The sequence below is a fragment of the Synechococcus sp. LTW-R genome (genome assembly GCF_014217875.1).
GTDB lineage: Bacteria > Cyanobacteriota > Cyanobacteriia > PCC-6307 > Cyanobiaceae > Vulcanococcus.
Map to the genome: position 1 here is coordinate 1,754,981 of NZ_CP059060.1, position 15,462 is coordinate 1,770,442.

11 protein-coding genes are annotated in these 15,462 nt (G+C 59.9%); 6 read left to right on the forward strand and 5 right to left on the reverse strand.

Annotated features, from left to right (window positions below):
• Positions 1-19: 19 nt before the first annotated feature.
• The 5 genes from H0O22_RS09850 to recN form a co-directional block, all read right to left on the reverse strand.
• Positions 20-709: a HisA/HisF-related TIM barrel protein gene (locus H0O22_RS09850; RefSeq protein WP_255439268.1), complete on the reverse strand. Its 690-nt coding sequence runs from the start codon at positions 707-709 to the stop codon at positions 20-22.
• 98 nt (positions 710-807) lie between these two features.
• Entirely contained in the window at positions 808-1,461 is a 654-nt protein-coding gene (hisH, locus tag H0O22_RS09855) for an imidazole glycerol phosphate synthase subunit HisH (protein ID WP_185186495.1), read from the reverse strand.
• Between the two features lie 14 nt (positions 1,462-1,475).
• Positions 1,476-2,228: an SDR family oxidoreductase gene (locus H0O22_RS09860; protein ID WP_255439269.1), complete on the reverse strand. Its 753-nt coding sequence runs from the start codon at positions 2,226-2,228 to the stop codon at positions 1,476-1,478.
• Positions 2,229-2,296: 68 nt separating this feature from the next.
• Positions 2,297-5,266, reverse strand: coding sequence for an excinuclease ABC subunit UvrA (gene uvrA / locus H0O22_RS09865; RefSeq protein WP_185186497.1), 2,970 nt, complete (start codon positions 5,264-5,266; stop codon positions 2,297-2,299).
• 26 nt (positions 5,267-5,292) lie between these two features.
• Positions 5,293-6,966 carry a DNA repair protein RecN gene (gene recN, locus H0O22_RS09870; RefSeq protein ID WP_185186498.1) on the reverse strand — a complete coding sequence of 558 codons (1,674 nt, stop codon included), beginning with the start codon at positions 6,964-6,966 and terminating at the stop codon, positions 5,293-5,295.
• Positions 6,967-7,024: 58 nt separating this feature from the next.
• Between recN and H0O22_RS09875 the strand changes: the two genes are divergently transcribed.
• The 6 genes from H0O22_RS09875 to purL all read left to right on the forward strand — a co-directional run bounded on the left by H0O22_RS09875 (position 7,025) and on the right by purL (position 15,455).
• A complete protein-coding gene (locus H0O22_RS09875) occupies positions 7,025-9,007 on the forward strand; it encodes an AarF/ABC1/UbiB kinase family protein (protein ID WP_255439271.1) in 1,983 nt (660 codons plus the stop codon).
• A gap of 25 nt (positions 9,008-9,032) precedes the next feature.
• On the forward strand, positions 9,033-9,605 hold the full coding sequence (locus H0O22_RS09880; RefSeq protein ID WP_185186499.1) for an alpha/beta hydrolase: 573 nt from the start codon (positions 9,033-9,035) through the stop codon (positions 9,603-9,605).
• 79 nt (positions 9,606-9,684) lie between these two features.
• Positions 9,685-10,743, forward strand: a complete 1,059-nt coding sequence (thrC, locus tag H0O22_RS09885; RefSeq protein ID WP_185188392.1) for a threonine synthase — start codon at positions 9,685-9,687, stop codon at positions 10,741-10,743.
• A gap of 437 nt (positions 10,744-11,180) precedes the next feature.
• Positions 11,181-12,311: a DNA polymerase III subunit beta gene (gene dnaN / locus H0O22_RS09890; protein WP_185186500.1), complete on the forward strand. Its 1,131-nt coding sequence runs from the start codon at positions 11,181-11,183 to the stop codon at positions 12,309-12,311.
• Positions 12,308-13,066, forward strand: a complete 759-nt coding sequence (locus tag H0O22_RS09895) for an RNA methyltransferase (RefSeq protein WP_185186501.1) — start codon at positions 12,308-12,310, stop codon at positions 13,064-13,066. The genes dnaN and H0O22_RS09895 overlap by 4 nt, the downstream gene beginning before the upstream one ends.
• A 49-nt stretch (positions 13,067-13,115) precedes the next feature.
• A complete protein-coding gene (gene purL / locus H0O22_RS09900; RefSeq protein ID WP_185186502.1) occupies positions 13,116-15,455 on the forward strand; it encodes a phosphoribosylformylglycinamidine synthase subunit PurL in 2,340 nt (779 codons plus the stop codon).
• The last annotated feature ends 7 nt before the right edge of the window (positions 15,456-15,462 follow it).

Below are 15,462 nucleotides of genomic sequence, written 5' to 3' on the forward strand. Positions count from 1 at the left end.
CTTTACAATCCAGTTCGAATCAGAGATTGGAAGGTGTTTTGGCCCAATTGCTGAGATTAATGCCTTTGGCAATGAGATGTTTTCTTGCCTCAGGGAGAGCTTCTCCAATGAAGTTGAATAGATTCGCGGTTGAAGCACCGTCTATAGATTGTGACTCCAGAGCATTAAGAAAATGGTTCTTATTGCCAGCCCCTCCGGCTATGATGACAGGAATGCTAGAAATCTTGCTAACAGTTTGAATAATATCTAGACAATATCCTTGCCCTGTTCCATCAAGGTCAATAGAATTAAGATACAATTCTCCAACACCAAGTGAAATCACGTGCTGCAAATATTCAACTATCGGCATGTCAACTTCTGTCGCCCCTTGATCGACAAAGGCTTTCCATGTACCGTCAACTGACTTGAAGTCAATTGATGCGACAACAGCCTGGCTTCCGTATTTTGAAACCAAATTCTTGATTAGTGTTGGATTTCTATATATGGACGAATTGATAATTAGCTTGTCTGCTCCGTTGCTAATTAGTACCTCGGCATCTTGAAGGGACTTTATGTGACCTCCAAGGCCAAGAGGTATGAAACAGTTAAGGCTTACTTCTTCTACGGCGGCAATAAAGTTTAGTGTATTTGCGACGCTGCGATCTACATTTAGGATTATCAGTTCGTCAAGAGACTGTGCGACATACTCGAAGTTATAGTTAGAACGCAACCAAGAAGTGTCTCCTACCCGCTGGAGGCGAAAATTCCGACTCAACCAAAAGTATCCTTCTTGATAGAGAAGCGTGAAGACTAGTCGTTTTCTTGCCATTAGTACTGGGTGAGAAAGTTTTTAAGGACAGCAAGACCATTAGACTGACTTTTTTCAGGATGAAACTGGGTTCCCAGGACGCATCCATGTTCAACAGCTGAAGTAAAGTGATAACCATATGAAGTCGTTCCAATTATATGTGATTCATCGAGGCAGTTAAAATGATAGCTGTGGATGAAGTAAAAGTCATGAGGGTTATTCCCTGAAGAAACAAATCCGCCAAATAATTTAGAGCTTACACTTGGGGAAACATGGTTAAAACCAATATGTGGTATTTTGTAGCCGTGGTTAATTAGATCATCCTTAAAGCGATTAACAGTTCCTGGAATCAGACCAAGACCTTTACTATGACCATCTTCATCTCCACTATCTGCTAGGAGCTGCATCCCCAAGCAAATTCCTAAAATCGGAATACCATCTGAAACCTTTTGATAAATAGCTAGATCAATGCTTTTTTGCCGAATTGATTGCATAGACAACTTAAAAGATCCAACACCAGGCAACACATAGTGAGAACAGCCACACATTTGTTCTGGATCTGACACGATTATGGTGTTTGCTCCTAAATATCTTAAAGCTGATACAACAGAGCGCAGGTTGCCAGCACCGTAGTCAATAATTCCGACCTTAACGGTTCTCAAATGGGTCTTCACAATAGGACCTTGTATCACCAGGTGCTCCAGCCTCCATCAACAATGATATTTTGACCTGTGACCCATCCTGACATATCTGTAGCCAAGTAAACAATTGCTCCAATGAGATCTTCTTCTTTACCCATTCTCTTCATAGGAGTCTTTTCAATATATCTATTTACAAAAGATGATGGTTGATTTCGATATATCCCCCCTGGCGAGATTGCATTAACGCGGATTGTTGGGGCAAGAGTGGTAGACATCCATCTTGTAAGTTGCAATAAGCCTCCTTTGCTAGCTGCATATGCGGCTGGGTTATTCATGCTTGTATCTTCATATAAGGATAGATCAGGTCCACATATGCCGTAAATAGATGAGATATTAATAACGCTTGAGTTGTTAGAGTGTAAGAGCTTTAAGCAAGCTTGAGTCAGCGCGAATGGAGCCCTGAGGTTAACATCCATTGCACGTTGCCAAGCGTTTAGGGTTTGCTGCGGGAAAGGCACTGACCAACCTGACAAATTCGAAGTTCCAACGAACGCAGCATTATTGACAAGAACATCAAGTCTACCGGTTTCTTCTTCAATAAGGTTAGAGATATATTTGAAATCATCGCGTTTCTCGAGGTCGAAATCTACGGTTAAAACAGGCCGATTAAATTTTTCTTCTAATGATTTTTTGACGCTTAGCAGGTTGTCAGCGTTTATATCAACTAGAACGATTCTGGCGCCAAGCTCGGATAATGCTGAAGATATAACACTGCCAATTTTACCAGCACCGCCGGTCACCAAAGCAACCCTGCCCTCGAGAGAGATTAGATCGGAAACTGATCTGGAAAATAAATCTGAAGACATGACTAGTTGCCTACCGTCTTTTGCAGGTTCAGACTTGATGGATGCTGCTTCAGCACCTGCTTGAGATAGCGGCCCGTATGGGAGACGGGATGCTCCGCAACCTCCTCCGGCGTTCCCATCACGACGATCTCGCCACCCTTGTCACCACCCTCGGGACCAAGATCAATAATCCAGTCAGAACAGCGAATCACGTCGAGGTTGTGCTCGATCACCAAGATCGAATTCCCCTTATCCACAAGCCGCTGCATCACATCCATCAACTTGTGGACGTCGTAGAAGCTCAGGCCGGTTGTGGGCTCATCGATTAGATAGAGGGTCTTGCCGGTGGCCCGTTTGGACAGTTCGGTGGCAAGCTTGACCCGCTGGGCCTCACCACCGGAGAGGGTTGGCGCGGGTTGGCCGAGCTTGACGTAACCCAAGCCCACATCCACCAAGGTGCGCAGCCGGTCGGCGGCCTGAGGAATCGCTGAAAACACCTCGCAGGCCTGCTCCACCGTCATCTGCAGCACATCGGCGATGGTGTGGCCCTTGTATTTGACCTGCAACGTCTCGCGGTTGTAGCGAGCGCCCTTGCAGACGTCGCACTGGACGTAGACGTCGGGCAGGAAGTTCATCTCAATGACATTCACGCCCTGGCCGCTGCAGGCTTCGCAGCGACCACCCTTGACGTTGAAGCTGAACTGTCCGACCGCGTAACCGCGGGCCTTGGCCTCTACCGTGGCCGCAAAGACCTGACGGATTGGATCAAAGGCGCCGGTGTAGGTCGCTGGGTTGGAGCGAGGCGTCCGGCCGATCGGCGATTGGTCGATCACGATCACCTTGTCGATCGCCTTGATGCCTTTAAGGTCCTCAACCCCAGCCGGGAAAGGGACTTTCATCCCCAGCTTGTGCTCCAGCGCAGGGTGCAGGAGCTCGTTGACCATGGTGCTCTTACCGCTACCACTCACCCCGGTCACACAGACCAAGCGGCCCAAGGGGAACTCCACGTCGAAGCCGCTGAGGTTGTTGCGCGCGCAACCCACGAGCGTGAGCTTGCGGGAACCGTTGGCACGGCGTTCAGCAGGAGTGGGAATGGCCCTGCGGCCACTCAGATAGGCACCGGTCAACGACTCCTCGGCCGCCAACAGCGTCTCGAAGTCGCCCTCGGCGACGATCTTGCCGCCATGGACCCCGGCACCAGGGCCAATATCGACGATGTAGTCGGCGGCGCGAATCGTGTCCTCGTCGTGCTCCACCACGATCAAGGTGTTGCCCAGATCCCTGAGCTTCACGAGGGTGTTCAGCAGCCGGTCGTTGTCGCGCTGGTGCAAACCGATGCTCGGCTCGTCGAGCACGTAGAGCACCCCCGTCAGACCCGCACCGATCTGGGTGGCGAGACGGATCCGCTGAGCCTCACCACCCGAGAGGGTCATCGCTGGGCGATCCAGGCTCAAGTAATCCAGGCCCACGTCCAGCAGGAACTTCAGGCGCATGCGGATCTCACGCAGCACCAGATCACCAATTTGGATTTGACGAGCATTGAGCAAGGCAGGGCCATCGATGCCCATCAGCTCTTCGATCCGGCGCAGGCTCTCGCCAACACTGCTGTTGGTCAGCTCGTGGATCCGGTAGGGGCCCACCCGCACAGCCAGGGCTTCGGGCTTCAGGCGGAAACCATGGCAGCTGGCGCAAGGCACCAACTCCAGATATTTTTCAAGCTTCTGGCGAATGGACTCACCGCTGGCGTCGCGCAGCTGGCGCTCGAGGATCGGCAGGATTCCTTCGAACGGCCGCAGATAGGTCTGGTTTTTCTTGTAGCGGCTGTCGGCGTGGATGGGGATCGGTTCCCTTGAGCCATGCAGCAGGAGGTCCTGCTGCTCCGCCGTCAGCTCATGCCAAGGCGTCTTGATCTCAAAGCCAAAGGCTTCTCCCACCGAATAGAGCAGGGAGAAGTAATAGGAGTTGTCCTTTTCAGCCCAGGGAGCGACAGCCGCATACACCGGCAAGGAAGGATCAGGAATGACCCGCTCTTTGGTGAATTGGCGCAGATGGCCAATGCCATGGCAATCCGCGCAGGCGCCATAGGGACTGTTGAAGGAGAAGAGTCGCGGCGAGAGCTCCTCCATCACCGCGCCGTGGACGGGGCAGGCGAAGTTCTCGGAATAGAGGCGCTCCTTCTCGACCTCCGGCGGCAACTCCTCGCCTGACTTGGGCACCACTTCGACGAGGGCCAAACCATCACCGCGCTTGAGCGCCGTACGCAGGGAATCGGTCAGGCGCTCCTGAATGCCCTCACGGGCCACCAGGCGATCCACCACCACCTCGATGTTGTGGGAGTGGTTCTTGTCGAGCTCAATATTGTCGGCGAGTTCACGCACCTCGCCATTGATCCGAACCCGGGCAAAGCCCTCGGCCACCAAGCCGGACAGCAACTTGACGTGGGTGCCCTTCTTGCCGCGAACCACAGGGGCGAGGAGCTGGTAACGGGTCCCCTCCGGCAGGGTGAGGATCTGGTCCACCATCTCGTCGATGGACTGGGGCCGAATCGAGCGATCGCACTCAGGGCAGTGGGGCTCGCCGGCTCGACCAAACAAGAGACGCAGATAGTCCTGGATCTCCGTGACCGTTCCCACCGTGGAACGGGGGTTATGGCTCGTGGATTTCTGGTCAATCGAGATCGCGGGCGAAAGGCCCTCGATCGCATCCACATCGGGCTTATCGACTTGGCCGAGGAACTGCCGGGCGTATGCAGAAAGACTCTCGACGTAGCGGCGCTGGCCTTCCGCAAAAATCGTGTCGAAGGCCAGGGAGCTCTTACCGCTGCCGCTGACCCCGGTGAAGACCACCAGCTGGTTGCGGGGAACCGTGACGTCGACGTTCTTGAGGTTGTGTTGGCGGGCGCCCCGCACCCGGATCACATCCTCCAAAGAGCCGCCGTTGAGGGCCTGAAACGCAGCCTTCTCGTTCACGCTTTTGGCGAGGGCGCGGGGCATCCAGGCGGCTCTAAGAGTGGTGGAGTCTAGGCAGCGCGTTTGAGCAGGCTGGCCGCGTAGCTCCTGGTCTCGCCGAAATCGCCACCCGCCAATTCCGCCAGCTCCGCCTGGCGGGCCTGAGTGTCCCGCAGTTGGGACACTCGTGTGTGGGTTGCGCCGTCCCGCACCTCCTTCGCGACCCGAAAGTGGTGGTCAGCGGCGGCGGCCACCAAGGGCTGGTGAGTCACGCAAAAGACCTGTCGCTGCTGAGCCAGGCGCTGCAGCAACTCCGCCATGGCACCAGTGACGCGGCCACTGACGCCGGTGTCGATTTCGTCGAACAGCAGGGTGACGTGCTGATCCGCCGTGGCCAAACAGGTTTTCAACGCCAAAAGGAAACGGGACATCTCACCGCCCGAGGCCACCTCAGCAAGGGGAGCGAGCGGCTGTCCCGGGTTCGCGGAGAACAGGAACTGCACGGCATCTGCCCCCTCTTCCCCCGGATCCATGGGCTCAATCGCCACCTCAAAACGCACATTGGCCAGACCCATGGGCCGCAGGGCCTGCATCAGGTCCTGCTCCAGAGCCGCAGCGGCAAGGCGACGGGCCTGGGTGAGTTGGCCATTGCAGCGATCCCGGCGCTGGCGGGTCTGGAGCTCGCTCTGCTCCAAGGCCTCCAGGCTGGCTTGAGCACCGCCAGGCACCAGTTGTTCGCGCAGCTGATCACGCCAAACAATCAGCTCAGAGAGCTCCTTGCTATGACGCCTCTCCAGCGCCTTCAGCAAGGCGATCCTTTCTTGCAGCTGCCCCAGGCTGTCTGGATCGCTCTCCAGGCCCGAGCCATAGCGATCGAGCTCACGAATGAAGTCCTGGAGCTCCGCGAAACCGTCGCCAAAGCGAGAGTTCAGCTCCGAGACGCTGCCATCGAGCTGCTGCATCTGGGACAACTCCGCCTCGCAAGCAGCCAAGTGGTCCAAAACAGATGGGGCTTCCTCTGCGCCATCCACGAGCCGTCCCATCAGGGTCATCACCCCTTCCTGGAGACGCACCCCATGGGCAAGCCGGTTCTCTTCGTTTTCCAGACGGCTGCGCTCCGCTGGGTCCTCCAGCTGGGCCGCCTCCAGGTCATCCAGCAGTTGCTGCTGCCGCTCCAAGTCGGCCTGCAGCGTGAGCCAGTCGGCCTTGGCCTGCTCGAGGGCCGCGGACGCTTGCCGCCAAGAGCGATAACTCTCTTGAACGGGGGGAAGATGTTGCTGCAGTTCAGCAGCGCCAAAGCGATCCAACCAGCGCCGCTGTTGACCTGGACGGGCCAGCTGCTGGGTTTGCCCCTGAACCGTGAGATCCAAGAGCAAAGGCCGGAGCGATTGGATCTGCTGACGGTTGACCGCAACGCCATTGAGTCGATGGCGGCTCGTCAGTCGATCCTCCTTCTGGCGCCATTCGCGGCTCAGCAGCACCTCCTCCTCGTCGCACTCCAACTCCTGCTCGCTCAACCACTCCTTCAAAGGAGGGCTGAGGGAAAAGCTGGCCTCAATCACCCCTTGATGACTGCCTTGGCGCAAGAGCCGCGGCCCCTGCCCCCCCAAGAGGGCGTCGAGGGCATCCAAAAGAATGGACTTACCGGCTCCGGTCTCACCGGTGAGCACCGTAAAGCCCTGACCAAACTCCAGCTGCAGCTCTTCGATCAGAGCAATGTTTTGGAGACGCAGACCGGTAAGCACAAGCAGCCTGGTGTTGGGCCCGACCGTAGCGGCTGTCTCTTTCGTTTAGAAGGGGGTCATGTCAGACACCGGCCTCACCCCTGCCGAAGCAGCGGCGGCTGCCATGCAACGCAGTGTGTTCGGGGACGACGCCGAACCGAACGCTCCTTCTGAACCGACGAAAACAGTGGAGCCCCAGCGCGAGGAGCTCTCCGACTTCATCGAAGCCGCTGGCCTGCTCGAGTACGACCCGGCAGCGATCAGTCGGATCTACGCCGGTGCCCCTCAACGCTTGATCCGCCGGCTCTGGCAAACGCTGGTTCCGATCGGCCTCTATCTCTTCGGTATCGGCTTCGACTGGCTCACCCGCCGTCTCAAGGATCCCGACTACGCCCGAGCCAGGGCAAAAGAAGCCGCTGATCTGGTGGCATCCCTCGGTCCAGCCTTCATCAAGGCCGGCCAAGCCCTCTCCACCCGTCCCGACATCGTTCCACCGCTACTACTGGAGGAGCTCGCCGGACTACAAGACCAACTGCCCGGCTTTGATTCAGGCCTGGCCATGGCCTGCATTGAGGAGGACCTCGGTGCACCGATTTCAGCCATTTACGCCGAACTCGAGCGCGAGCCGATCTCCGCCGCGTCCCTCGGCCAGGTCCACCGGGGTGTCTTGCTGAGCGGCGAAAAGGTCGCCGTCAAAGTCCAGCGTCCAGGACTGAGGGAGCAGATCACCCTCGACCTCTACATCGTCCGCAACATTGCGGCCTGGTTGAACACCAACATCGGCCTGATCCGCTCGGACCTTGTTGCCCTGATCGATGAGCTGGGCAAGCGGGTCTTCGAAGAGATGGACTACTGCAACGAGGCAACCAACGCCGAGACGTTCGCAGCGCTCCACGCCCACAACCCCCGCATTGCGGTCCCCCGAATCTTCCGCGACGCCACCGCACGGCGCGTGCTGACGATGGAGTGGATCGATGGGGTCAAACTCACCAACCTCGAAGCCGTTCGCGAGCTGGGGATCGACCCCGACGACATGGTCACGGTCGGGGTGAACTGCTCCCTGCAGCAACTGCTGGAGCATGGCTTCTTCCACGCCGACCCCCATCCCGGAAACCTGCTGGCGTTGCCCGATGGCCGCCTGGCCTACCTGGACTTCGGGATGATGAGCGAGGTCAGCCGTGAGAGCCGCACGGGGCTAATCCAAGCGGTTGTTCACCTGGTGAACCGCAACTTCGGAAAGCTCAGCAACGACTTCGTCAGCCTGGGCTTCCTGGCGGAAGACGTGAATCTCGAGCCCATCGTTCCGGCCTTTGAACAGGTCTTTGGCCAAGCCCTGGAGATGGGTGTGAGCCGGATGGACTTCAAGGCCGTCACCGACGACCTCAGCGGGGTGATGTATCGCTTCCCCTTCCGTGTCCCGCCCTATTACGCCCTGATCATTCGCTCCCTGGTGACGCTGGAGGGCATCGCCTTGAGCGTCGACCCCGACTTCAAGATCCTGGGTGCGGCCTATCCCTACTTCGCCCGCCGGCTGATGGAGGACCCCGATCCGCAGTTGCGCAACAGCCTCAAGGAAATGCTGTTCGACGGGGAAATCTTCCGTTGGCAGCGGCTCGACAACCTGATCAGCAGCGCCGCCAGCGGCAACCAGTTGGACCTTGAGGGACTGCTGGATCAAGTCCTCGATTTCCTCTTCTCCCCCAAGGCCGGACTGCTGCGCAATCAGCTGGTCGAAGCCACTGTTGACCAACTTGATGCCCTGGGCTGGCAAACCGCCGTCAGGCTCAGCCAACGCCTCCCAAAAGCCCTCAGGCCTCCAGGGTTGCGCAATCAAGCCACAATCACACCGAGCGACGTGGAGTTGCTCTCGCTTGAACCGATCCAACGGCTCGTGGCGATCCTGAGCCAACTACCGGGCTTTGATCCGCAACTGTTGCTGAAACGCATCCCCCGGCTGCTCCAGGAAGTCGAGCTGCGCCGGATGGGATCAGAGATGGCCAGGGGATTGGCGGAGCGTAGTCTTGTCAGGCTCGTGCGGGACGTCATGGTCAGTCCGGCTTAAGGTCTGCACACTGTTTCAAGCCCCAATGCCGTCCAGCAAACGCCAGCGACTCCTTGCTGCAGCGCTGGGCTTGGGCTTACTCGGTGGCACACCCACCCTTGCCGCGGAAAACGTGGTGTTTGTCACCGGAGCGTTCCGGCGCTCGATCCCGGTGGCGGACTTCGAATACCTGGCCGAGAACGATCAGGCTCGGGGGCTGCTCTCGGATCTCCTCAGCTTCACGAACATGGAGCCCAAGGAAGTGTCCAAGCTGCTCCAGGCTGAACTGGCGATCCCCTTAGTTTTGACCAGCCGGCTTCTGAACACCCGCCTTGGCGAAGCAATCCTGGCCCGGGTGGCCAAGATCATTTACCCGCTGAAGGCGCCTGGTGCTGGGATTCCCGCCCTACGGGCTGGGGTGATCAATGCGCTTGTGGCGGGCGACGACAAGATCAACGCGATCGGCTTCATGCAGGCCTACCCGGTCGATGAGCTGGAAGTGAGCATTCCGGCGCTGATGAACGTGCTCGCGAAAGCGCAATCCATCAGCCAACTGATCTCCTTCTTTTCCGATTCACCCCTGGACGGGCTGAGGGGTGACAACGAGGCTGCCCCGTAGATTCGGGTCCAGAGCATCCCAGCCGACCGTGCCCCTGCTGACTTCCATCCGCCGGCGACTGGGATCCAAGCAAGCCACGATGCAGGACTGGCCGGGCCTGATTGAGGGCTACCGCCGTTGGTTGCCGGTCAGCGACAAAACCCCCGTCATCACCCTGCGGGAGGGGGCGACCCCCTTGATCCCAGCGCCGTCCATTGCTGAACGGATCGGCAAAGGAGTCAAGGTCTATCTGAAATACGACGGTCTCAACCCCACCGGATCCTTTAAGGACCGTGGCATGACCATGGCCATCTCCAAGGCCAAGGAAGCAGGCTCCGAAGCAGTGATCTGCGCCAGCACCGGCAACACGTCCGCTGCCGCAGCGGCCTATGCCCGCCGCGGCGGCATGCGCGCCTTTGTCTTGATCCCCGACGGCTACGTGGCCCAAGGCAAGCTCGCCCAAGCCCTGCTCTATGGCGCAGAGGTCCTAGCGGTGAAGGGCAACTTTGACCGGGCCCTGGCCATCGTTCGCGAAGTGGCGGATCAGTACCCCGTCACCCTGGTGAACTCCCTCAATCCCTACCGGCTCCAGGGGCAGAAAACGGCCGCCTTTGAGGTGGTGGATGCCCTGGGTGAAGCACCGGATTGGCTCTGCATCCCCGTGGGCAACGCCGGCAACATCAGCGCCTACTGGATGGGTTTCAACGAGTACAAGGCCGCAGGCCACAGCCGCAAGCTGCCCCGAATGATGGGCTTCCAAGCGGCAGGCTCAGCGCCCCTCGTCCTCGGCCACACGGTGGAGCAACCCGACACCATTGCGACGGCGATCCGGATCGGTAACCCGGTCAACAAGGAGAACGCGCTGAAAGCCCGCGCTGAAAGCAACGGTGATTTCATGGCCGTCACCGATGCCGAAATCATCGAGGCCTACAAGCTGCTCGGCAGTGGCGAAGGCGTGTTCTGCGAACCAGCCAGCGCCGCCTCCGTTGCCGGTCTGATCAAGCGCCGCGACGAAGTGCCTGCAGGGGCCACGGTGGTCTGCGTCCTAACGGGCAATGGCTTGAAGGACCCGACAACGGCGATCGAGCACAACGACTCGAAGTTCCATACGGGTCTCGATGCCGACACCGCCAAGGTCGCTCAAGTGATGGGCTTCTGAGCCCCCTCAGCACCCGCAAACAGCTTTGCCCGGCCTTGAGCCGGGCTTTTTTGCGGCCAAACCTGCAAACCAATCCCGAAAGCGACTGTCCACAACCTGAGGAAAACAGCCGACAGGAGCCTGGAAAAAGGACAAGCCGGCAACCGCGCTCAACGCCTTTCTTTTCCCCAAGTACTGGAAACAGTGGAAATCGCCCGGATTGCTTGAGGTCCAAATCCTGGTTCAGCAGGCCTGAGGAAATCGAAACCCCTGGTATCGCTTGGGTTTGACTGGTTTCCCAAGGTTTCCGCAGGATCTACTACTACGGGTTTGGTTTTGTTTCTTTCTGATCCTTTGATCCATTAACGGTCGTCTGGGGATTGCCGGGAAACCCGATCGATTGACCCGTTGCGCTTCCGCTTGGGTTGTGGAAGCGTGGAGGCCCCTTCAGTCCTGCCATGAAGCTGGTCTGCTCCCAGGCCGAACTGAGTTCCAGTCTTCAACTGGTGAGCAGGGCAGTAGCAGCGCGTCCCACCCACCCGGTGCTGGCCAACGTGTTGCTGACTGCAGATGCCGGAACCGGCCGGCTGAGCTTGACCGGGTTTGATCTCAGCCTCGGCATCCAAACGAGCCTGAGTGCGTCCGTCGCCACTAGCGGTGCGATCACCCTGCCGGCCCGTCTGTTCGGCGAGATCGTCTCCCGAATGCCCTCGGACAGTCCAATCACCCTCAGCTGCGAAGACGGCAGTGAGCAGGTCGAGCTCACCAGCGTCTCCGGCAGCTATCAGATGCGGGGCATGCCCGCTGATGACTTTCCAGAGCTGCCCTTGGCCCAGGCGGGTACGCCGATCAAGTTGGATCCGGAAGTCTTAATTAAGGGGTTGCGTGCCACCCTGTTCGCCAGCAGCGGCGACGAGGCCAAACAGCTCCTGACCGGTGTGCATCTCGGTCTCGATCAGAACGGCCTCGAATGCGCCGCCACCGATGGTCACCGTCTGGCCGTCCTGCGTCTTCAGAACGCCTCGAGCAGTGAAGCCGAACTGGATGTCACCGTTCCCGCCCGTTCCCTGCGCGAACTGGAGCGTCTGCTCTCCAGCCGCGGTGGCAGCGATGCCGTCAGCCTCTTCTGCGACCGCGGTCAGGTCGTCTTCCAATGGGCTGATCAGGTGCTCACCAGCCGGAGCCTGGATGGCACCTACCCGAATTACCGGCAGCTGATTCCCGAGAGCTTTGGTCGCCAGTTGCAGGTCGATCGCAAAGGCCTGCTGAGCGCCCTGGAGCGTGTCGCGGTCTTGGCCGACCAGCACAACAACGTGGTCAAGCTGACCAGCGACCCCGCCGCCGGTCAGCTCTCCATCAGCGCAGACGCCCAAGACGTGGGCAGCGGCTCTGAGGCGATTGGTGCTCAGGTCAGCGGCGACTCCATTCAGATTGCCTTCAACGTCCGCTACGTCCTTGAAGGTCTCAAGGCGATGGGATCCGAGCAGGTTCAGCTGCAGTGCAATGCCCCCACGACGCCCGTGGTGCTGGCTCCCCAAGATGACTCCAGCTTCACCTACTTGGTGATGCCCGTTCAGATTCGCCAGTGAGCCTCCCCGAACAGCTGCTGCTCAGCGAGTTGCTGCGCCGCCGGGTTCGTTGTGATCAGGGCCTCGATCATGGGGTTGGGGTCGCTGCCTGGATGCATCCTCCGGTGCATCGCCTTCTGGGCTGGTTCTCGAAACCCTCAGCGTTGGGGGATCGTCGCGAGGTTTGGCGCCTCAACCAGTTATGCGGTCTGGCCGAACTGGAGCTCTTTGTCCGTGGTGATGCCGCGCCCAGTGAAATCGCCACGATGGATCGCTTGCCCACCTTGATCGAGGCGACCGTCCTCGGCCAAGACGGCGAGCCCTTGGGGCAGATAGCCGATGCCGCCGTCGATCTCAGCAGCGGCCAGATCCTGCACTACCTGGTCTCCCGCAGCGATCCCAGGCTCCCAGGTACGAGCCGCTGGCGCCTTGCGCCGGCCCGCATTGATGACCAACAGCCGGGGACGGTGTTCACCGCGCTGGCGGGTCTGGATGATCTCCCCTTGGCGAAAGCGAGTGTCCGTCAGGAATTCCTGCGCCGCTCGAAGCGTTGGCGCGAGCAAATGCAGGAGGAGACCTCCCGCTGGCGGGACCAGGTGCAGAACGCTGGCGAGCGCTTTGAAGAACGCTTGGAGGGATGGCTGGAAGAACCCCCTTGGGACGGCCAGGAGCCAGACGTCGACCGTCCCTCGCCAGGGCAGGAGACCTGGGATGACTGGAATGATTCCGACCTGCCACCGCCCCGTCGCCGCCAGCAGGACGATCCCTGGATCTGAGAGGGGGTGAGTCGCTCAGCGAGACTGGTGTGATCTCGCTCCCTGGTCCGTGGTCGCAGCCCCTGACTACTCCGTTGCTGACGCGCTGAAGAAGGAGAACCTCAGCCAAGCTGACTACGACGAGATTTGCCGCCGTCTAGGCCGGGCCCCGAATCGGGCCGAGCTCGGCATGTTCGGTGTGATGTGGTCCGAGCACTGTTGTTACCGCAACTCCAGACCGCTGCTCCAGGGCTTCCCCACGACGGGGCCGCGCATCCTGGTGGGTCCCGGTGAGAACGCGGGTGTTGTGGACCTTGGTGAAGGCCAACGCCTGGCCTTCAAGATCGAAAGCCACAACCACCCCTCAGCGGTGGAGCCGTTCCAGGGCGCGGCCACCGGCGTAGGCGGCATTCTGCGGGACATCTTCACCATGGGTGCCCGTCCGATTGCCCTGCTGAACGCCCTCCGGTTTGGCCCGCTCGAGGACGAGCGCAACGTGGGCCTGATGGAAGGCGTGGTGGCCGGCATTGCCCATTACGGCAACTGCGTCGGGGTGCCCACCGTCGGTGGAGAGGTGGCCTTCGACGCCAGCTATTCCGGCAACCCCCTGGTCAACGCGATGGCCCTGGGTCTGATGGAGACCGAGACGATCGTGTGCTCGGGGGCGGAGGGCGTTGGCTTCCCGGTGGTCTACGTCGGTAGTACGACCGGTCGGGACGGCATGGGTGGTGCCAGCTTTGCCTCGGCGGAGTTGACCGAAGCGTCCTTGGATGATCGCCCCGCGGTGCAGGTGGGGGATCCCTTCCTTGAAAAGGGGCTGATTGAGGCCTGCCTGGATGCCTTCCAAAGCGGTGATGTGGTCGCGGCCCAGGACATGGGAGCGGCGGGACTGACCTGCAGCTGTTCGGAGATGGCCGCCAAGGGTGGCCTGGGCATCGAGTTGGATCTCGACCGCGTCCCGGCCCGCGAAGCCGGCATGACCCCCTACGAGTTCCTACTCAGCGAATCCCAAGAGCGGATGCTCTTTGTGGTGAAGCCCGGCCGCGAAGCGGCACTGATGGAGCGCTTTACCCGTTGGGGCCTGCAGGCGGCCGTCGTCGGCCGTGTCCTGGAGGACAACATTGTTCGGGTCTTGCAGAACGGTGCGGTCGCTGCTGAGGTGCCCGCCAGTGCACTGGCGGATGACACGCCGATCAACCGCCACGACCTGCTCAGCGAGCCCCCGGCACCCATTCAGGAGCACTGGCGCTGGTCCGAGGCGCAGCTGCCGCTGGCCTCCGCGTCTGGCGTTAACGGTCAAAGCTGGAGCGAGACGCTCCTGGCCCTGCTGGATGACCCCACCATCGCTTCCAAGCGCTGGGTCTACCGCCAGTACGACCATCAGGTGCAGGCCAACACGGTGGTGCCCCCGGGCGGTGCGGATGCGGCTGTGGTCCGTCTGCGTCCCCAGGCTGAAACCCAGGCGGCGACCCGTGGCGTGGCTGCTGTTGTCGATTGCCCCAACCGCTGGGTGGCTCTCGATCCAGAGCGGGGCGGCATGGCGGCCGTCGCCGAGGCCGCTCGCAACCTCAGCTGCGTGGGTGCTGAGCCCCTGGCGGTGACCGACAACCTCAACTTCCCCTCCCCGGAGACTCCCACGGGCTACTGGCAATTGGCCTCCGCTTGCCGCGGTCTCTCAACCGCGTGCTCGGCCCTGGATACCCCCGTGACCGGCGGCAATGTCTCCCTCTACAACGAGACCCGGATGCCCGATGGCTCCATGCTGCCGATCCATCCGACCCCGGTGGTGGGGATGGTCGGTTTGGTCCATGACCTCAGCCATGTCCGCGGTCAGGCCTGGCAGGACGCTGGTGATGTGATTTGGATGTTGGGTGTTCCTCTGGAAGCGGGGGAGACTCCAGCGGATGGCCGCTTGGCCCTGGCCGGCACGAGCTATCTCGAGCGGATCCATGGAGCCGTCACAGGGCGTCCGCCGCAGATCGATCTGGAGCTGGAGCGTTCAGTTCAGGCGTTCCTGCGCCAGGCCATCACCCAAGGGCTGGTGAAGTCGGCCCATGACCTCAGCGATGGCGGACTCGCCGTGGCTGCCGCGGAGTGCTGCATGGCCTCAGGTTTGGGAGCCCATCTGGAGCTTCCCTCCAGTGCCGCGCGTCTGGATCGCCTGCTGTTTGCTGAAGGCGGCGCCCGCATCCTGGTGAGCGTTTCACCCGCTCAAACGGTGGCTTGGCAGGAGGCCCTCGATGCAAGTGGCATTCCGGCCCAGTGCCTGGGTGTGGTGGAGGACGACAGTGAGCTGTCGATCACCCAGGCGGACACCAACGTGCTCACCACTCCGATTGCTCAGATGCGTGAACGCTTTGAGCAAGCGATTCCCCGGCGCATTGGCGTCGATCTCCCCCCGACGGCTTGAGGAGAAC